This window comes from Streptomyces barkulensis (genome assembly GCF_002843305.1).
Taxonomy (GTDB): domain Bacteria; phylum Actinomycetota; class Actinomycetes; order Streptomycetales; family Streptomycetaceae; genus Streptomyces; species Streptomyces barkulensis.
In genome coordinates this window covers 1-17,007 of sequence record NZ_PGSG01000009.1, presented here as the reverse complement: position 1 = coordinate 17,007, position 17,007 = coordinate 1, and the positions used below count along the sequence as shown (strand labels likewise).

At 74.4% G+C, this 17,007-nt stretch carries 16 protein-coding genes and 1 other RNA gene; 6 read left to right on the top strand and 11 right to left on the bottom strand.

Translation table 11 applies throughout. The features are described 5' to 3' along the window. Positions 1 to 119: 119 nt before the first annotated feature. The 4 genes from CUT83_RS01835 to CUT83_RS01825 all read right to left on the bottom strand — a co-directional run bounded on the left by CUT83_RS01835 (position 120) and on the right by CUT83_RS01825 (position 3,424). Entirely contained in the window at positions 120 to 1,046 is a 927-nt protein-coding gene (locus tag CUT83_RS01835; RefSeq protein WP_101254116.1) for an N-acetylmuramoyl-L-alanine amidase, read from the bottom strand. Between the two features lie 22 nt (positions 1,047 to 1,068). Next, positions 1,069 to 1,725 carry a class I SAM-dependent methyltransferase gene (locus CUT83_RS01830; protein WP_101254115.1) on the bottom strand — a complete coding sequence of 219 codons (657 nt, stop codon included), beginning with the start codon at positions 1,723 to 1,725 and terminating at the stop codon, positions 1,069 to 1,071. Positions 1,726 to 1,926: 201 nt separating this feature from the next. Continuing rightward, the gene (locus CUT83_RS30235) at positions 1,927 to 2,085 is read right to left on the bottom strand and encodes a hypothetical protein (protein WP_165869552.1); all 159 of its coding nucleotides are present in this window, start codon (positions 2,083 to 2,085) and stop codon (positions 1,927 to 1,929) included. A gap of 61 nt (positions 2,086 to 2,146) precedes the next feature. Beyond that, positions 2,147 to 3,424: a hypothetical protein gene (locus tag CUT83_RS01825; protein WP_240958127.1), complete on the bottom strand. Its 1,278-nt coding sequence runs from the start codon at positions 3,422 to 3,424 to the stop codon at positions 2,147 to 2,149. A 172-nt stretch (positions 3,425 to 3,596) separates the two neighbouring features. On the opposite strand from CUT83_RS01825, the gene CUT83_RS01820 reads away from it, so the two are divergent. From CUT83_RS01820 to CUT83_RS01810, 3 genes are read left to right on the top strand one after another with little or no spacing between them, the layout of a single operon-like run. Further along, positions 3,597 to 4,484, top strand: a complete 888-nt coding sequence (locus CUT83_RS01820) for a Nif3-like dinuclear metal center hexameric protein (protein ID WP_101254114.1) — start codon at positions 3,597 to 3,599, stop codon at positions 4,482 to 4,484. Continuing rightward, positions 4,481 to 5,224 (top strand): zinc ribbon domain-containing protein, encoded by a 744-nt coding sequence (locus CUT83_RS01815; protein WP_194074694.1) that lies wholly within the window; start codon positions 4,481 to 4,483, stop codon positions 5,222 to 5,224. Before CUT83_RS01820 ends, CUT83_RS01815 begins: the two co-directional genes overlap by 4 nt. Further along, entirely contained in the window at positions 5,224 to 6,642 is a 1,419-nt protein-coding gene (locus CUT83_RS01810; protein WP_101254113.1) for a bifunctional RNase H/acid phosphatase, read from the top strand. Before CUT83_RS01815 ends, CUT83_RS01810 begins: the two co-directional genes overlap by 1 nt. On the opposite strand, the gene eda is transcribed toward CUT83_RS01810, so the two are convergent. Together eda and yaaA are read right to left on the bottom strand one after the other, a co-directional pair. Next, positions 6,617 to 7,366: a bifunctional 4-hydroxy-2-oxoglutarate aldolase/2-dehydro-3-deoxy-phosphogluconate aldolase gene (eda, locus tag CUT83_RS01805; RefSeq protein WP_101254112.1), complete on the bottom strand. Its 750-nt coding sequence runs from the start codon at positions 7,364 to 7,366 to the stop codon at positions 6,617 to 6,619. The two genes, CUT83_RS01810 and eda, sit on opposite strands and share 26 nt — an antisense overlap. A 70-nt stretch (positions 7,367 to 7,436) precedes the next feature. Then, positions 7,437 to 8,234, bottom strand: coding sequence for a peroxide stress protein YaaA (yaaA, locus tag CUT83_RS29975; protein WP_158238956.1), 798 nt, complete (start codon positions 8,232 to 8,234; stop codon positions 7,437 to 7,439). Between the two features lie 150 nt (positions 8,235 to 8,384). On the opposite strand from yaaA, the gene CUT83_RS29970 reads away from it, so the two are divergent. Further along, positions 8,385 to 9,770: a DUF2254 domain-containing protein gene (locus tag CUT83_RS29970; RefSeq protein ID WP_158238955.1), complete on the top strand. Its 1,386-nt coding sequence runs from the start codon at positions 8,385 to 8,387 to the stop codon at positions 9,768 to 9,770. A gap of 61 nt (positions 9,771 to 9,831) precedes the next feature. Here the strand turns inward: CUT83_RS29970 and CUT83_RS01795 are convergent, their stop codons facing one another. Further along, complete coding sequence (locus tag CUT83_RS01795; RefSeq protein WP_241524761.1) at positions 9,832 to 10,713, bottom strand: hypothetical protein; 882 nt, start codon at positions 10,711 to 10,713, stop codon at positions 9,832 to 9,834. After that, on the bottom strand, positions 10,710 to 11,531 hold the full coding sequence (locus tag CUT83_RS01790; RefSeq protein ID WP_101254109.1) for a MerR family transcriptional regulator: 822 nt from the start codon (positions 11,529 to 11,531) through the stop codon (positions 10,710 to 10,712). The genes CUT83_RS01795 and CUT83_RS01790 overlap by 4 nt, the downstream gene beginning before the upstream one ends. An 89-nt stretch (positions 11,532 to 11,620) precedes the next feature. On the opposite strand from CUT83_RS01790, the gene rnpB reads away from it, so the two are divergent. Further along, positions 11,621 to 12,038, top strand: an RNA gene (gene rnpB, locus CUT83_RS01785) — RNase P RNA component class A. Between the two features lie 102 nt (positions 12,039 to 12,140). Here rnpB and fxlM read toward each other — a convergent pair. From fxlM to CUT83_RS01770, 3 genes are all read right to left on the bottom strand, one after another. Continuing rightward, positions 12,141 to 13,361, bottom strand: a complete 1,221-nt coding sequence (gene fxlM, locus CUT83_RS01780; RefSeq protein WP_093852553.1) for a methyltransferase, FxLD system — start codon at positions 13,359 to 13,361, stop codon at positions 12,141 to 12,143. A 91-nt stretch (positions 13,362 to 13,452) separates the two neighbouring features. Further along, positions 13,453 to 14,610, bottom strand: coding sequence for a lanthionine synthetase C family protein (locus CUT83_RS01775; RefSeq protein ID WP_240958161.1), 1,158 nt, complete (start codon positions 14,608 to 14,610; stop codon positions 13,453 to 13,455). Positions 14,611 to 14,612: 2 nt separating this feature from the next. Then, positions 14,613 to 15,704 carry a thiopeptide-type bacteriocin biosynthesis protein gene (locus CUT83_RS01770; RefSeq protein WP_101254107.1) on the bottom strand — a complete coding sequence of 364 codons (1,092 nt, stop codon included), beginning with the start codon at positions 15,702 to 15,704 and terminating at the stop codon, positions 14,613 to 14,615. Between the two features lie 85 nt (positions 15,705 to 15,789). On the opposite strand from CUT83_RS01770, the gene CUT83_RS01765 reads away from it, so the two are divergent. Next, positions 15,790 to 16,982 (top strand): IS3 family transposase gene (locus CUT83_RS01765; RefSeq protein ID WP_101253822.1). Its coding sequence is split into 2 segments (ribosomal slippage): positions 15,790 to 16,054 and positions 16,054 to 16,982, totalling 1,194 coding nucleotides; the frame shifts between segments, so codons are not numbered across the junction. Positions 16,983 to 17,007 lie beyond the last annotated feature (25 nt).

Genomic DNA, 17,007 nt, shown 5'->3' with positions numbered 1-17,007 from the left:
TGGTCTGGTCAGACGGGGGCGGGCCCTATCGTACGGAAGGACGCTCCGCGGAGTCCGGCGGGTTCTCCCGCCCGGCCCGGCCCGTCCCGCCGGTTCGGCTCACCGGTTCGCGCGCCGCTTCACGCACCGTCCCCGACGCCGCTTCGCGCCCCGTCGCGCTCGCCGAGCAGAAAGGCCTCGACGCCCTCGGCGATGCCGCGGGCCGCACTCTGCCGCCACTTCGGGTCGGACAGCCGCCGGGCCTCCCGCGGATCGCGCATGTTGCCGCACTCCAGGAAGACCTTGGGCACCCGGGAGAGGTTCAGCCCGCCCAGGTCGTCGCGGACGGTCAGGCCGGTTCCGGCCACCGAACCCCCCAGGTAGTCGGCGGGCCCGGAGCCCGTGGCCTCGGCGAAGGCGCGCACGAGGTGTTCGCCCAGCCGGCGTGAGGGGCCGGTGATCCGCCGGGTGTCGGCGGAGCCCTCGGTCACCCGCGCCGGGAGGATGACGTGGAAACCCCGGTTGCCCTCGCCCGATCCGTCGGCGTGCACCGAGACCACCGCGTCGGCCCCCGCCTCGTTCCCGGCCCGGGCGCGTTCGTCCACACACGGCCCGTAGGGGCGGTCGCCGTCGTGGGTGAACTCCACCTTCGCGCCCAGTCCTTCGAGGAGGGTGCGGGCACGGCGGGCGACGTCGAGGGTGAAGGACGCCTCCGCGTAGCCGGAGCCGGTGGCCGTGCCGGTGGTGTCGCACTCCTTGCGGTGCGTGCCGGCGTCCACCCGGCGCGCGATCTCGCGGGGGTGCTCGCGGTTGTCCGGGTTGTGCCCGGGATCGAGCACCACCACGGCGCCGTCCAGGGGTCTTCCCTCCCCGTCCGGCTCCCCGCTCTCCTCCGGCTCCCCGGGAGAGGCGCCCGGGGAGGGCGCCTCGGAAGCCGCGGGGGCGCCGGGCGCCCCGCCGGCGTCCGCGTCCCGCGCCGAACGCCACACCAGCAGGCCCGCCAGGAGGACGGACAGCACGATCGCGAGGATCACGGCGGGAGTGGACAGTCGTCGGCCGAGGGACATGATCGGATCGTAGCGCCGCGTCCTACAGGCCCGGACCGGTACGCCGCAGAACGCGCAGCGAGCGGAGGGCGTACTCCTCGGCGAAGGCGCCGGACTCCAGCGCGCGGCGGTGGATGCGGTGGGGCGCCTGACCGCCGTCGGCCGGGTCCGGGAAGACGTCGTGGATGACCAGCAGCCCGCCCTCGGCCAGGTGCGGGACCCAGCCCTCGTAGTCGGCCCTCGCGTGCTCGTCGGTGTGCCCGCCGTCGACGAAGACCAGGCCGAGCCGCCCGCCCCACACCGACGCCGCCCGCGGCGAGCGTCCGACGAGCGCGACGACGTACTCCTCCAGTCCGGCGGCGTGCAGGGTGCGGCGGAAGAAGGGCAGGGTGTCCATCAGCCCCACCTCGGGGTCCACCAGGGAGGGGTCGTGGTACTCCCAGCCCGGCTGCTGCTCCTCGCTGCCCCGGTGATGGTCCAGGGTCAGGACGGTCACGTCGCCGTCCGCGCGGCGGGCGGCGTCGGCCAGCAGGATGGTGGAGCGGCCGCAGTACGTGCCGATCTCCAGCAGCGGCAGCCCCAGCCGAGCCGCGTCGCGGGCGGCCGCGTACAGCGCCATCCCCTCGTCGGCGGGCATGAAGCCCTTGGCCGCCTCGAAGGCGGCGACGACCTCGGGCGCGGGGCGCGCTGCGACATCCATGGGCTGGGCCTCCCTGACCTGTGGTGCGGCCGACCATGCTGCCGTACGCGCGTCCCGGCCGACGAGGCGGGTGGGCGCGGCGCACGGGGTGCGCCCCGCGTCCGGCGGAGAGCGCCCCCGCGTCCGGCGGACGGAGAAGGCCCCGGGCGCCGCACGGGACCGCGGCGCCCGGGGCCCGCGAGGGGGCGTGCCGGGGCGGGATCAGTCCTCCCGCGGCTCCTGCCGGGCGGGACGGCGGTGGCGTCCCCGCACGGGCACCGAGGCCTCCTCGCCGACGGCGGCCGGGCCGCGGTGCCGGCCGTGGTGCTCGCCGGTCTCGGCGCTCGTCTCGCTGCTCGTCTCGGTCTGGGTCTGGGACATCGCGGGAATACTCCGTGGATTCGAGGCTTCTTCCTCCGTACCCGACCAGATCGTAGTAGTTCTACGATCTTCGCTCCGCATCGTTCCGGGCCAGTGGCGCCTGCTGGAGCGGCACCGGGACGAAGGCCGTCGTCCGCACCGCGAGCGGACCGCCGCCCTCCGCCGAACCGTCCCCCGCCGAACCGTCCCCCGCCGGGCCGCCCTCCGCCGAACCGTCCCCCGACCGGCCGCCGTCATCCGCCGAGCCCTCCTCCGCCGAGCCCTCCTCCGGGGTGCGCTCCGCGCGCCAAAGGGGCGGCGGATCGGGCTCCGGCGACGGCGTGATCCGGGCCAGACCGCACTGCGTCCGCCCCGCCCGGCCGCCGGCGCACGGCAGCCGCAGCTCGCCCTCCGCCGTCCACAGCCCTGTCCCCCGCACCCACCCCACCGGGGCCGGCAGATGCCGCAGCCGCCGCTGCGAGGGGCGCCACACGGCCACCCACGTCCCGTTCGGGCCGTCCGCGCGCAGCGCCACCGCGCAGCCCTCGGGGGTGAGGGCCTGGCCGGGCTGGACGGCGAACGGGGTCAGCGCGACGCCCGGCGGGCGCAGGGCGTCGGGGAAGCGCACGGGCCGGTGGCTGCCGAGCACACCCCAGCCCAGCCGCACCTCTCCCGGCGCGTCGGAGCGCAGCAGCAGCAGACCGCTGTCCGGGTCGGCCAGCAGCAGCCGGTCGTCGCTGTCCTCGGTGAGCTCCAGCAGCGGGAAGACCTCGCCGCCGCGCCCCAGGTCGACGGCGACGGTCTTGGTGCGGCCGGCGGCGTCGGTGCGGTCCAGGGCCAGCAGGCGCCCCTCGCGGTCCAGCCAGGTGCCGCCCGAGCAGCGGCCGGGCACCTCGGCGACCGGCTCCGGGCCGCGGGCGCCGCCGTGCACCAGCCACACCGTCGAGCCGTGCTCGCCGGGAGCGAGCGCGTGGACCGGCGAGCCGTGCGAGCCGTGCGGGGCGGGCGGCAGCAGCCGCAGCCCCTCGCGGTCCACCGAGCCCAGCGGGAGCTCGCCGGTGCCCGGGCCGGTGGGGTAGAGCAGCGCGAGGTGGTGCCGCCCGCCGACCGCGCGGCGGATCAGCACCCGCCCGTCGGGCAGCGGCAGCACCTCGGAGCCCGGCCCCTCCGGGCGGGGCCCCGGCAGCGGGACCGCGTACGGCTCCGGGCCGTCCAGCGTCCAGCGCTCCGGGATCAGGCCGCGCCCGTCCCCGGCCGGTACGAGCCGGGCCGCGTAGGAGCCGTCCGCGGCGATCGTGAGGCCGGGATGCGCCGCGTTCGCGCCCTCGCTCCGGGCGGCCTCGACGGTACTGATGGTCATCAGCCCATCACCTCCGGTGAGGACGGTAGTTTTCGCGCTCCCCGCCAGGCGGTCCGAGCCGGACGCCTTCACACGTACGGGGGACGGTGGCCCGTTTCGCGGGGAGAGGAGGCGCCCGGTGTGCTCCGCCCGGCCCCGCACACCGGGGCGCACGGCAGGTAACCTCTCACCCGTGCCTGCACTCTCCGATGTCATCGCCGCACTCGACGAACTGTGGCCCCCCGAGCGGGCCGAGCAGTGGGACGCCGTCGGAACGGTCTGCGGAGACCCCGGCGCCGAGGTCGGCCGGGTGCTGATCGCCGTCGACCCGGTGCGGGAGACCGCCGACGAGGCGGTGGAGCTCGGCGCCGATCTGCTGCTGACCCACCACCCCCTCTACCTGCGCGGCACCACCACGGTCTTCGCCGGAGGCTTCAAGGGCCGGGTCGTGCACGACCTGATCCGGGCCGGCGCCGCCCTCCACGTGGCGCACACCAACGCCGACCGCGCCGACCCCGGCGTCTCCGACGCCCTCGCCCGGGCCCTCGGCCTGCGGATCACCGGCCCGCTGGTGCCCGACTCCACCGACCCGGCCGGACGGCGGGGCCTGGGCCGGATCTGCGAACTGGACGCCCCCGAGCCGCTGGCCCGCTTCGCCGAGCGGGTGGCCGCCCGGCTGCCCGCCACCGCGCAGGGGGTGCGGGCCGCCGGCGACCCGGACCGGCCGGTGCGCACCGTCGCGGTCTGCGGCGGCTCCGGCGACAGCCTCTTCGACCAGGTGCGGGCCGCCGGCGTCGACGCCTACGTCACCGCCGACCTGCGCCACCACCCGGCCTCGGAGGCCGTGCAGCACGGCGGCCCCCACGCGGGGCCGGCGCTGGTGGACGCCGCGCACTGGGCCACCGAGTGGCCCTGGTGCGAGCAGGCCGCCGCCCAGCTCGAAGCGGTGTCCGAGCGGCACGGCTGGGGGCTGCGCGTCCACGTCTCCCGCACGGTCACCGACCCCTGGACCGTCCACGCGGCGTCCGCCCCCGCCCAGGGCGCCGCCCCCGCAACCACCATCACAGGAGCCCCCAACTGAACGCCGAGCCCGCCGACCAGATCCGCCTCCTCGACGTCCAGGCCCTCGACGTCCGGCTCAGCCAGCTCGCCCACCGGCGCAGGAACCTGCCGGAGCACGCCGAGATCGAGGGACTGACCGCCGACCTCACCCAGGTGCGCGACCTGCTGGTCGCCGCCCGGACGGAGGAGAGCGACACCGCCCGCGAGCAGACCAAGGCCGAGCAGGACGTCGACCAGGTGCGCAAGCGCGCCGCACGCGACCAGCAGCGCCTGGACTCCGGCGCGGTCACCTCGCCCAAGGACCTGGAGAACCTCCAGCGCGAGATCGCCTCCCTCTCGCGTCGCCAGAGCGACCTGGAGGACGTCGTACTGGAGATCATGGAGCGCCGCGAGTCCGCCCAGGAGCGCGCGGCCGAGCTGGCGCAGCGGGCCGACTCCGTCCAGGCCCGGATCGACGACGCGGCGGCGCGGCGCGACGCGGCGCTGACGGAGATCGACGCCGAGACCGAGACCGTCACCAAGGAGCGCCAGGTCGTGGCCGCCTCCGTCCCGGCCGACCTGATCAAGCTCTACGACAAGCTGCGCGAGCAGCAGGGCGGCGTCGGCGCGGCCCGCCTCTACCAGCGGCGCTGCGAGGGCTGCCGCCTGGAGCTGAACATCACCGAGCTGAACGAGATCCGCCAGGCCCCGGCCGACGCGGTGGTGCGCTGCGAGAACTGCCGCCGGATCCTGGTGCGCACCCCCGAGTCGGGACTGTGATGCCAGGTCCTCAGGACGTCCCGGGCTCCCCGGATTCCCCGGGCTCCCGCACGGCCTTCGTCGTCGAGGCCGACGGCGGCTCCCGCGGCAACCCGGGCCCGGCCGGCTACGGCGCGGTCGTCCGCGACGCCGGGACGGGGCGGACGCTGTCGGAGGCGGCCGAGTACATCGGCACCGCCACCAACAACGTCGCCGAGTACCGGGGCCTGATCGCCGGGCTGCGCGCGGCCCACGCGCTCGACCCGCGGGCCCTGGTGCGGGTGCGGATGGACTCCAAGCTGGTCGTCGAGCAGATGTCGGGCCGCTGGAAGATCAAGCACCCCGCCATGCGCCCGCTGGCGCTGGAGGCAGCCTCCGTCTTCCCGCCGGAGTCGGTCACCTACCAGTGGATCCCGCGCGAGGAGAACAAGCACGCCGACCGGCTGGCGAACGAGGCCATGGACGCCGGACGCCGCGGTGAGACGTGGCGGCCGGCCGACTCCACCGCCGAACTCGACGCCGGCGCCCACGCCGACACCCTCCCCGGACTCCCCGGACTCCCCGGCCCCTCAGCGGCCTCCGGGGCCCCGGCGGCCACCCCCGAGAGCTCGGCCGAGGCGCGGGCGGCGGCGCGCGCCGCCGTACGCCAGGCCGTACGGGAGACCCACCGGACGGCGTCCGCCGCCGAGCGGGGCGCCGGGACGGACGACCCGACGGCCCTGACCGCGGCCGACGAACTGCCCGTGGAACCGGCGGAACCCGCGCCCGCGGAGCGCGGGGAACCGCGCACCCCGCAGGTGGGCTGGGGCGCCGACATGGGCACCCCCACCACCCTCGTCCTGCTGCGCCACGGCGAGACCCCGCTCACCCCCCTCAAGCGGTTCTCCGGCAGCGGCGGCACCGACCCGGAGCTGTCGGCGACCGGGCTGCGCCAGGCCGAGGCCGCCGCCTCGGCCCTCGCGGCGCGCGGCACCGTCCAGCAGGTGGTCAGCTCGCCGCTGGCGCGCTGCCGCCGGACCGCGCGGGCGGTCGCCGACCGGCTGGGACTGGGAGTCGAGGTCGAACACGACCTGCGCGAGGCCGACTTCGGCGCCTGGGAGGGGCTGACCTTCGCCGAGGTGCGCGAACGGTATCCGGAGGATCTGGACGCCTGGCTGGCCTCGCCCGAGGCCGCGCCCACCGGCGGGGAGTCCTTCGCCTCCGTCATCCGCCGGGTCGAGGCCGCCCGCGACCGGATCCTGGCCCGCCACGCCGGCCGCACGGTGCTGCTGGTCACCCATGTCACACCGGTCAAGGTGCTGGCGTGCACGGCCCTGGGCGCACCGCCCGAGGCGCTGTTCCGCATGGAGCTGTCGGCGGCCTCGCTGTCGGCGGTGGCGTACTACGCGGACGGCAACGCCTCGCTGCGGCTGCTCAACGACACCGGCCACCTGCGCTGACGCCCCCGCCGCCCGTGCCGCCCTCGCCGGTGCCCTCGCCGGCGCCCGCGAGTGCGCCCAGCCGGGCCGCCTCGCGGGCCAGGCGCTCGACCCGTTCCCAGTCCCGCGCCCGCACCGCCTCCGGCGGAAGCATCCAGCTGCCGCCCACACAGGGCACGTTGGGCAGTGCCAGATAGTCCGCCGCCGAATCCGGCCCGATGCCGCCCGTCGGGCAGAACCGGGCCCGGGGCAGCGGCGAGGCCAGCGCCCTCAGATACGCCGGCCCGCCCGCCGCCCGGGCCGGGAAGAACTTCATCTCCTCCACCCCGCGCTCCAGCAGCGCCATGACCTCCGAGGCGGTGGAGACTCCCGGCAGCAGCGGCAGGCCCGCCTCCCGCGCCGCAGCCAGCAGCCGGTCCGTCCAGCCGGGGCTGACCAGGAAGCGGGCGCCGGCGTCCCGGGCCGCCACCGCCTGCCGCGCGGTGAGCACCGTGCCCGCGCCGACCACGGCCCGCGGCACCTCCGCCGCGGCCCGGCGCACCGCCTCCAGGGCGCCCGCCGTCCGCAGCGTGATCTCGACCGCCCGCAGCCCGCCCGCCACCAGCGCCCGCGCCAGGGGGACGGCCTCGGCCGGATCGGCCCCGCCGTCGAGGACGACCACCGGCAGTACGGGGCCCAGGGCGAGTACGGAGGGCAGGGGCGCGGACGGCGTGGGCGGTGCGGGCGCGTCTGTCATGGCGGCCATCCTGCCCACCCCGCTCACACGCCGCAACGCCCGTTGCGCATCGTGCAACGGGATGGAGTCCGGGATCCGCTCAGAGCTCGGTGACCACCACGTCCAGCCGCCACGGCGTCCCGCCCTTCGCCGGAGGCTCCACCTCCACCGCGTACCCCAGACCGCGCAGCGCCTCGGCCAGCTCCGCCGGGCCGCCCGGCTCGACGCCCTCGCGCAGCAGCGCACGGACCATCCGCCCCTTGGTGGCCTTGTTGAAGTGGCTGACCACCGACCGCTTCTCCACACCGCCGACGATCCTGGACTGAAGCACCCGCACCGTCGCCGTCCGCCCGGCCAGAGCGCCCTTCGGCTTCCACATCGCCCCGTACGCCGCCGACCGCAGGTCCAGCACCAGCCCCTCGCCCGCCGCCTCGGGCAGCACCGACTCCAGCGGCTCCCGCCAGTACCGGCCCAGCGGGCCCAGCGCCGGCAGCCGCACCCCGCCCGAGCAGCGGTAGGGCGCGATCGGGTCACCGGGCCGCACCGCGCCCCACAGCCCCGAGAACACCAGCAGCCACCGCCCGGCCCGCTCCCGCGCCGCCGCGTCCAGCGTGGCCAGGTCCAGCGCGTCGTAGAGCACACCGGTATAGACCTCGCCGGCGGGGCGCGTCGGGGCCCCGTACAGCGCCGCGTTCCTCGCCACCTCGCCGCGCAGGCCCTCGCTCAGCCCGAGCACCTCGCGCGCCTTGTCCTCGTCGGCCGAGCACAGCTCCACCAGCTCCGCCAGCACCGCCTCCCGCGCGGCCGTCAGCCCCGGCAGCGACAGCGCCCCCGGATCGAGCGCGGGACCGGACGCCCCGGCGGCCTTCCCCTCGGACGGCGGCAGCAGTACGAGCACGGTGGTTCTCCTCACAGGCGGTACACGCGCCGGGTCGCGTTCCTCCGCGCCGACGCCACAGCAGCGTATGCGCTCCTCCCACCCGGCCGCCCCGCCACCCCGCCGCCCGGCCGGGGCATCGGATCCGGCCGGTGCGGTACCCGGCGCGGCGTGAACCCTTTCCAGCACGACCGGAAGACCCGCGCGGCGTCCTCCCGCCCACCGCTGTGGGTGTGGCCGACCGCCGGAGGCGCCGTCGCCCTGGTCGCCGCGATCCTCCTGGAGCAGTTCCGGCCCCGGCCCGGAACCGGTCCGGCCAACCTCTGGCCGGGCGGTCACGAGTCGGCCTCCTCGATGCTCCAGGTGGTGGCCACCTCGTCGGTCACCGTGGCGACCCTGTCCCTCAGTGTCACCGTGGTGACACTGCAACTGGCCTCCCAGCAGTTCTCCCCCCGGCTGCTGCGGCGCTACGCCCACGACCCGGTGCTCAAGGCCGTCCTGACGGTACTGCTCACGACCCTGGTGTTCGCGCTGGCCACCCTGTCCTTCATGAGGTCGGGGGAGGCGCTGCCGGTGGTGTCCCTGGTCCTCGCCTCCGCGCTCGGCGTCGCGTCCCTGGCGGCGGTGCTCGGCTTCCTCAACCACATCATCCGCAGGCTGCGGGTGGACTCCATGATGCTCGACACCCACCAGGAGACCGGCGACGCGATCCGCAGACGCCATCCCGCCCGCGACGATCCCTCCCCGGTCCCCCCGGTCCCGGACCCGGAACCGGTACGCGGTGCGGTGGTACGCGCCCGCCGCAGCGGCTTCCTGCGGGCGGTGGACACCCGGGCGCTGGTGGCGTGCGCGCGCCGCACCGACACCTTCGTCCGGATCGGCGTCCGGCCCGGCGACCTGATCGTGGCGGGCAACCCGGTCGCGGTGGTGTGGGCGCGCGACCCCGCCGACCGGATCCCCGACCTCGGGACCGACGGCACCGCCGAGGAGATCGAGGCGGCCCTGAGGACCGGCTTCGAGCGGACCCCCGACCAGGACGTCGCCTTCGGTTTCCGGCAACTGGAGGACATCGCGGTCAAGGCGATGTCCCCGGGGATCAACGACCCCGTCACCGCCTGCACCGCCGTCGGCCACATGGCCGACCTGCTGGTGCGGCTGGCCGGCCGCCGGCTGGGGGACGTCCCGCACGAGGACGAGGACGGCACCGTGCGGGTGGTCGTGCCGGACCGGGACCTGCGCTACTACCTCGACCTGGCCTGCGGACAGCTCAGGCGCTACTCCTCGGACGAACCCTCCGTGCTCGCCGCCCTGCTGCGCATGCTCCGCGACCTGGCCGCGGCGGTACACCGGGAGGGCGGGGGAGGCGGGGAAGACGGCGGGGCGGACGCGGCCGAGGTCCGGCGGGCGGCGGAACTGATCATGGACACCATGGACTCCTCCGTCGGCCCGGCGGACGCCGCGCAGGTGCACGACCTGAACGGCCGCGTCCTGGCGGCGCTGGAGGGACGCCTCCTCGACGCCTACGCCGACCGCAGCGGCGAGACACGGTCGGTGTGACGTACCCGGTGCGGCGGCCGGCCGGAGCCGGGGCCGCCGCCGGTCCGCCCGGCCCGGGCGCCTACCGAAGCCCCGCCCCCGTCCCCGTCCCCGTCCCCGCCCGCAGCGCGGCCACCGCCGCCCGCGGGTCCTCGGCGTACAGCCGCAGCACCCGCGCCCGCTCCCGGCCCCCGAGCGGACGGACGACCTCCACCGGCGCGGCCAGCTCCACCGTCACCGTGGTCTGCCCGCCCACGGCCAGATCCAGCACCCCGTCGGCGACCTCCACCGGACGTCCCGAGGCGAAGCGGCGCTCGACGCGGACGGCGGCCACCGAACCCGCGGGCACCGCCACGTCCACCAGCGCGCCGTAGCGCACCCGCAGCGAGCCGTCCGCGCCCACCACATGCGGGCGCACCGCACAGGCGGCCTGGAAGCCCAGCACCAGCAGCACGCTCCACGCGTCCAGCACCAGCACCACCGCGTGCGCCACCGGCCACCGGGCCAGCAGCACCCCCAGTACGGCCGTCTCCACCACGACCGCGAACAGCAGCCCGTACACCAGCGCGGCCTGCCCGCCCGCGTACGCGACCGGCGCGTCTCCCGGCCCCACCCCGTGCGGACGCCGGGCAACCCACCGCACCAGGCTCGCCGTCACCCGCGCCTCGTGCACCAGTAGCCGCCGCACCGGCACGGGTACGGCCGCCGCGGCCGCCCGTACGGCCTCGCCCGCCGCCGCCCGGCCGCCCAGCCCCCGCCGCCGCGCCGCCCGCCAGGCGCGCACCAGCACCACCGCCTCGGCCGCCACCACGCACGCGACCGCCGCCTCGGCCGCCACGAGCACCGGCCACGGCACCCGCACCCCCGCCACCAGGCACACCACCAGCGCGACCTCGGCCGGTACCACCGTCAGCGCACCCCACCGCAGCACGCGCCCCCCGCCCGCCGCACGTCCCCGGCTCACCGGGCACGCTCCACCAGCAGCCGCATCGCCTGCCGCACCGCCTCCGCCTGGGCCGGGGCGAGGTCGGCGAACACCTCCCCGGCGAAACCGCCATCCGCCTCCCCGCCGTGCCCGCCGTGCGGGAGTCCCCCGGGAACGCCCCCGACCGCCTCCAGCACCGCCTCCGGCACGCACTCCGCCACCGCCCGGGCCGCCCGCGCCACCCGCGGATCGTCCACGTCCGCCTCCACCAGTTCGTCCAGCAGGGCGTACACCCGGTACATCCGGTCCATCGCCGCCGGGTCGGCGCCCGCGACGCCGAGCGCCGCGACCACCTCCCGGCCGGCCCGCGCGGGCGCGGCCGTCTCCAGCAGGGCCAGCAGCTCCCGCTCCTTCGCCGCCATCGCCGGCTCCGGCCCCGGCAGCCGGGCCCCGGCGCGGGCCATCTCCCCGAAGAGCGCGGCCAGTTCGGAGGAGACCGGCCCCTCGGCGGGCAGCTCCCCGCGTTCGGCCAGCTCCAGCAGCTCCCGCACCCGGGCCCGGCGCCCGCGCAGCGCCTCCTCCTGCCGGGCCAGGTCCGCGTCCAGCTCGGTCAGCACCTCGTGCAGCTCGCGCCCCGCGTCCGAACCCCGCGCGGCCAGGACGTCGCGCACCTCCTCCAGACTCAGCCCCAGCCCGGTCAGCCGCCGCACCCGCGCCAGCGCGACCGCGTCACGCAGCCCGTACTCCCGGTAGCCGTTCGCCCGCCGCGCGGGCTCGGGCAGCAGCCCCAGATGGTGGTAGTGCCGCACGGTGCGGGTGGTGACGCCCGCCAGCGCGGCCAGCTCGCCGATCCTCATGCCGCGAGTGAACACCTTGACGTCGCGGCATGGTCAAGGCGCGGTCCGCGCCGCCCACGGCGGCGGGATAGCATGGGCGGTACGGCAGACGAGTCGTGCGGGCGGTCGCGGCGCGAACCCTTACGGGGTGAACGTCGAGGAACGTCCGGGCTCCACAGGGCAGGGTGGTGGGTAACGCCCACCCGGGGTGACCCGCGGGAAAGTGCCACAGAAAACAGACCGCCGGGGGCCTCACCGCCCCCGGTAAGGGTGAAACGGTGGTGTAAGAGACCACCAGCGCCCAGGGTGACCTGGGCGGCTCGGTAAACCCCACCCGGAGCAAGGTCAAGAGGGGCCGTCGCCCTACTGGGACGGCGGCCCTGCGCGGATGTCCGAGGGCGGCCCGCCCGAGTCCGCGGGTAGACCGCACGAGGCCGGTGGCGACACCGGTCCCAGATGGATGGCCGCCTCCCGGCGGGCCGCGAGGCCCACCGGAGACAGAACCCGGCGTACAGCACGGCTCGTCTGCCGCTTACCGCTTCTGCCCGCCGCAGCCCCCGCCCCCCCTACGCCTGGCACGGCAGTCGACGTATCCGTTGTGTCGACTGCCGCGCCAGGCGTAGGGGAGAGTCAGTAAGCGATGACCAGGCGGACGGACGGCTTGTCGATGATCTGCCCGTCGGTCGGATTCCCGGTCGGAGTTCCTGACGGGTAGGCGGCGATCGACGGCAGTAGGGTGCGGTCGTTGCCCCAGGCGCGCAGCTGCACGCTCAGCCGCTCGGCCAGTCCCTGACCGGCCGGTCCGTACCCGGCGGCGCCCAGCCGGTACCGCTTGCCGCTCCGCACATCGACCGGTTCGAGAACCAGATACGCCAGGGAATCACCTTCGACGAGGGCGGGGCTCAGCGCGGGGACGGCCGGGCGGTGCAGTCCGGCGGTGCCGGTGAATGCTTCGGGGCGGACTGTGATGCGGCAGGTCGCCGGGTCCAGAGCGCTGAGACGGAGCCAGATTCCGTCGAGCGGTTCCTCCGGTGCGACCACGACATCGGTCCACAGGAGGTGTTCCTCCGCCTCGGCCAGGCTTCTACGCAGGCTGAGCGGGTGGATGGGCTGGTCGGCGTCCCAGTACAGCTTGACCAGGCGGGACTCGTCCACATAGCCCTCGCGTTCGCCGTCCTGGCCGATCATGGGCAGGAAGCCGCAGGTGGCCAGGGACTCCGAACGCAGGCGGTCGGTTTCGCGGACGAAGCCGACGCTGCGGGTCAGACCGCGCCAGCGCAGCGGAAGTACCATGCGGCCACCGACGGCCAGTTGTTCCCACCAGGATGCGGGTAGGTCCCAGACGCCTACGGTGGCGATGAGCCGGTCGTACGGCGCGTATTCGGGGGCCCCGAGGGCGCCGTCCCGGGTGAGGACCCGCACGTCGCCGAATCCGGTCGCGTCGAGTCGCTGCCGGGCATGGGCGGCGACGTCCTCGTGGTAGTCCAGGGTGGTGACACTCCCGGCCGGGCCGGTGAGGTATCGCATGAGCGCGGCGTTGTAGCCGGTGCCCGCGCCGGCCTCCAGAATGTTGTCGCCCGGCTGGATGCCCAGCTGGGCGAGCATGAAGAACACCACGTCGGGCTGTGATGCGCAGCTGAGGGGCAGGGCGTCGGGGTCGGGATTGTCCTTGATCGTTACGGCCTGGTTGGCGTAGGCCAGTTCCAGGGATGCCCGGGGAATGAAGTCGTGCCGGGGAACCGCGCGCATCGCCTCCTCGACGCGAGTGTCGTAGAGGCCGGGGGGACTGGCCTTCACGATCTGGTCGACCAGATGATTGCGTAGTTCATGCGGAATGCTGTGCTTGGTCATACATGTCCTTCCGGGAGACCCGGTTCGTTCTGGGCGGAGCGCGGGCAGAGCCTGGTTACATCGTGGAGGTGTGAATCGGTGGTGAATCGGATCAGCCGCTCAACAGCAGGCAGAGGTCCCAGCGTGTCTCTTGTGTAGTGCACTTGAGGTCTTCGAGCTGGATCAGATCCAGCCCGGCGGTACCTTCCATGAGCGTGGGGCGGGCCGGCGGCCCATGCTCCTTCAGGTACGTGGTGAGCCCGGACCGTAGCCTCGGGAGCAGGACGGGGAGCTGCCCGTCCTGCTCGTCCTCGGCGGCACGCCGGGCGGCCTGTATGAGCCCGGACCACCCGTGGCACAGGGAGGCATCGGTGAGCAGGGAGAGCTGCTGCGGGTCCAGCAGGCATCCGGCGAGTGCCTGTTCGGCCTGCTTCCGAAGCACGGTGTCGCCGAGAGCGCGCCCGGCGAGCTGCAGCGCACGGGCGATCCCCGGGGTGCCGTAACACCACGACGGTCGCTTCGGGCCCGTGCGCCCGGTGCTGCCGTGCCGCTGCTCCCGCAGGTCGATCCACTCCGGCCAGCGGGCGGAGTACCCATTGCCGCTCTTCCAGTCGTCCATCCACTGGCCGATGCGAGTAATGGCACGTTTCTGGCCGGCCACGGTGTACCCGTGCAGAGTGGAGGTGGAGAGCAGCGCGAGGGGCCCGGTGATGCCGTGGGCGAGGCCGAAGTTGCCGTGCCCGTCGGCCGGCCACGCAGTCCCCGCTTCGCCGATGCTCCACCAGCCGGGTAGCCTCCGCCCGCCGATGGTGATGGGTTCGCAGAGCTGAACGAGGTAGGACAGGATGCCGTACAGCTCGGCGGCGTTGCCTTGACGCAAGTGGTAGACGCCCAACCCGGTCAGCCCGCTGATCAGGTCGAACTCGGCAGTCTTCGCGGTCCGCCCGCTTTCCAACCGGGCGCGGGCGCCTTCCAGTCGCGAGGCCGTGATGCGCCGTACATGACCATCGAGGACAGACAGGAGCCGCCCGGCGGAGGGGGTGTCCGTGAAAGTGAGGACGTAGGCGACTGCTGGGGCACCCTCGTACAGGCCGAATCCCTCGGGGCCCGCCATGATCGGCATACGGAACATGGACTCGGCGCACGCCCGCATCGCTTCTGTGTCACCCACGCCGACACGCTCTCTGACCGCATGTAAAAGGGTGAGGCCGGCGGCTCCGGAGTACAGCGACTGCGGCCGGCCGGGCACCGCCTGGGTTGTGGAGTTCACTGCTATGCCTCCGGCCACGCGAGGCACGCGATGGCAGTCTGACGGGCGATACGGCGGCAGGCCTTCTCGTCGTCGCGGTTGACGCCGCGCATCCGGTTGTGATGCATGTGCAGCAGCGACTCCAGCACCGCATCAACATCCATGGCATCATCCAGATACTCACGGTAGCGGGTCAGAGCGTCACCGCGACGGTGCCATGCGTCGGTGAGGGACGCGGGCCAGCCATGCGAGGCTGGACTTCCGGTTCGAACGAGAGCGATGGCCTGGTCGGTCGCAGCGCGTCCTGCGGCAGCCGGCACCGGACGTTCGGCCAGCCAGCGCAGGCCCTCGTCGTCACCGAGCAGACCGCGGGCCATATCGACCATTCCGACGGCCGTGAGCGCTTGGCCGTCGACGCCTGGCGTTGCGACACCGCCGAGGGCTGTGGCTGCGAAGTACGAATCGGCGACGAACACGGCTTCCGCATGGGCCATGGCTCGACCGTTGCCGTAACGGCCGATTTCGGGAGTGTAGGTGGTGAATGCCAGGTCACTGATCACGCCGTGGTCGTGCAGTATCGCAGCCCAGTTGCCGATCGCTTCGGTGTAGGCGCTGCGTTGGCCCGCGCTCGCGGCGCGAATGCGCAGGCGGATGTGGTCGGCGCCGTGTGGGGTGCGGTAGCGGATGAACCACCAGTCAGGACAGCCATGCAGACGCGGAGTGAAAGCGGTCAGGCTCTGGGTGATCAGCTCATCGTGGAGGTCGGGGTGCGCGTACAGCCGCACGTTCACCCAGAACGCGTTGGGCGCGGCGGGCAGGGGGCCGAGCGTACGGTTGCGCTGCACGGGCAGGCGGCCGGTGAGGGGATTGGGTGAGGGTGGCCGGGTGCTGGTCATGGGCACGGCTACCTCGTGGACACGGCCGCCGATCCAGCCGAACCCGTCCTCCGGCGGTGCCTCGGTGAGCACGGCCTGCCCGTTACGGTTCAGGTGCTTCCGCAGGATCGCGGCATGTGCGGGTACGTCGAGCGTCAGCCGTAGGGCACGGTCGTCGTCGCGTAGCTCGACGGGCCCCTGGCACTGCCACGTCTTCCGCCAGGAGGTGAGGGCATCCATCCACGGTCCGCTGTGAGCTGTACTGATCTTCGTGGAGTCCCTCAAGCCTGGGTTACGCTTCCAGGCGTAAGGAGAACCACGAGCAATGCCAGCACCCCGTAAGTACCCCGATGAGCTGCGTGAGCGGGCGGTGCGCGAGGTCCGCGCGACCGGCCGCCCTGTGGCCCACGTCGCCCGCGACCTCGGCATCCACAAGGAAGCCCTGCGGTCCTGGGTCCGCCAGGCCGAGGCGGACGCCGGCGAGCGTGACGACCGGCTGACGACCGCCGAGCGCGACGAGTTGAAGGAACTCCGCAAGGAGAACGCCGAGTTGAGGCGGGCCAACGAGATCCTGAAGGCCGCCTCGGTGTTTTTTGCCCAGGAGATCGACCGTCCCCGGACGAGGCCGAGCAGGTGATCGACCACCTGCGCGACAAGGGCCTCGGGGTCGATCCCGTCTGCCGGGTGCTGGATGTGTCGCCGTCGACGTACTTCGCGCGCAAGACGCGGCCGAAGTCGGCCCGACGCCTGCGCGACGAAGAACTGATCCCGCTGGTCACAGCCGCGTGGGAGGACTCCGGGCGCACCTACGGCGCACGCCGCGTCACCCGCGCCCTGGTCCGCGCCGGACACACGGTGGCCCGCTGCACGGTCGAGCGGCTGATGGGCGAGCTCGGCATCGAGGGCGTCATCCGCGGGCAGCGCCGCCGCACCACGGTCCCCGAGCCGGCCGCGCCGCGCCCGCCGGACCTGGTCAACCGCCGTTTCACCGCCGAGCGGCCCAACCAGCTGTGGCTGGCGGACCTGACCTACATCCGCACCTGGTCGGGGTGGGTCTACGTCGCGTTCGTCCTGGACGCGTACTCACGCCGGATCGTGGGCTGGCAGGCCGCCACGCACCTGCGCACGGACCTGCCGCTGGACGCACTGGAGATGGCGCTGTGGCGGCAGAGGATCAAGAAGGACGCCGATCTCATCCATCACAGCGACCGCGGGTCGCAGTACGTATCCATTCGGTACACGGAACGTCTCGCCGAGGTCGGTGCCTCGGCGTCGGTCGGGTCCGTCGCGGACAGTTATGACAACGCGATGGCCGAGGCCCTCAACGGCACGTTCAAAGCCGAACTGATCGAACATCAGGGGCCATGGCGGGACTTCGACCAGGTCGAGCGGGCCGTCTTCCAGTGGGTCGCGTGGTACAACGGTGAACGACTCCACTCCGCCCTGGGCTACGTGCCGCCCGACGAGTACGAGCAGACGTACTGGGCGTACCTGGAGGAAGTCCCGCAGACCGCTTGATCACACGATCGCGGACTCTACGAAA

What these genes read in the sequence shown, in the direction of transcription:
- CUT83_RS01810 (WP_101254113.1), top strand. Translation starts at nt 5,224, where the DNA reads ATGCCAGGTCCTCAGGACGTCCCGGGCTCCCCGGATTCCCCGGGCTCC.
- CUT83_RS01770 (WP_101254107.1), bottom strand. Translation starts at nt 15,704, where the DNA reads ATGGATGCCCTCACCTCCTGGCGGAAGACGTGGCAGTGCCAGGGGCCC.
- CUT83_RS30235 (WP_165869552.1), bottom strand. Translation starts at nt 2,085, where the DNA reads ATGTCCCAGACCCAGACCGAGACGAGCAGCGAGACGAGCGCCGAGACC.
- eda (WP_101254112.1), bottom strand. Translation starts at nt 7,366, where the DNA reads ATGGCCGCCATGACAGACGCGCCCGCACCGCCCACGCCGTCCGCGCCC.
- CUT83_RS01830 (WP_101254115.1), bottom strand. Translation starts at nt 1,725, where the DNA reads ATGGATGTCGCAGCGCGCCCCGCGCCCGAGGTCGTCGCCGCCTTCGAG.
- CUT83_RS01825 (WP_240958127.1), bottom strand. Translation starts at nt 3,424, where the DNA reads ATGACCATCAGTACCGTCGAGGCCGCCCGGAGCGAGGGCGCGAACGCG.
- CUT83_RS01790 (WP_101254109.1), bottom strand. Translation starts at nt 11,531, where the DNA reads ATGAGGATCGGCGAGCTGGCCGCGCTGGCGGGCGTCACCACCCGCACC.
- CUT83_RS01835 (WP_101254116.1), bottom strand. Translation starts at nt 1,046, where the DNA reads ATGTCCCTCGGCCGACGACTGTCCACTCCCGCCGTGATCCTCGCGATC.
- fxlM (WP_093852553.1), bottom strand. Translation starts at nt 13,361, where the DNA reads ATGACCAAGCACAGCATTCCGCATGAACTACGCAATCATCTGGTCGAC.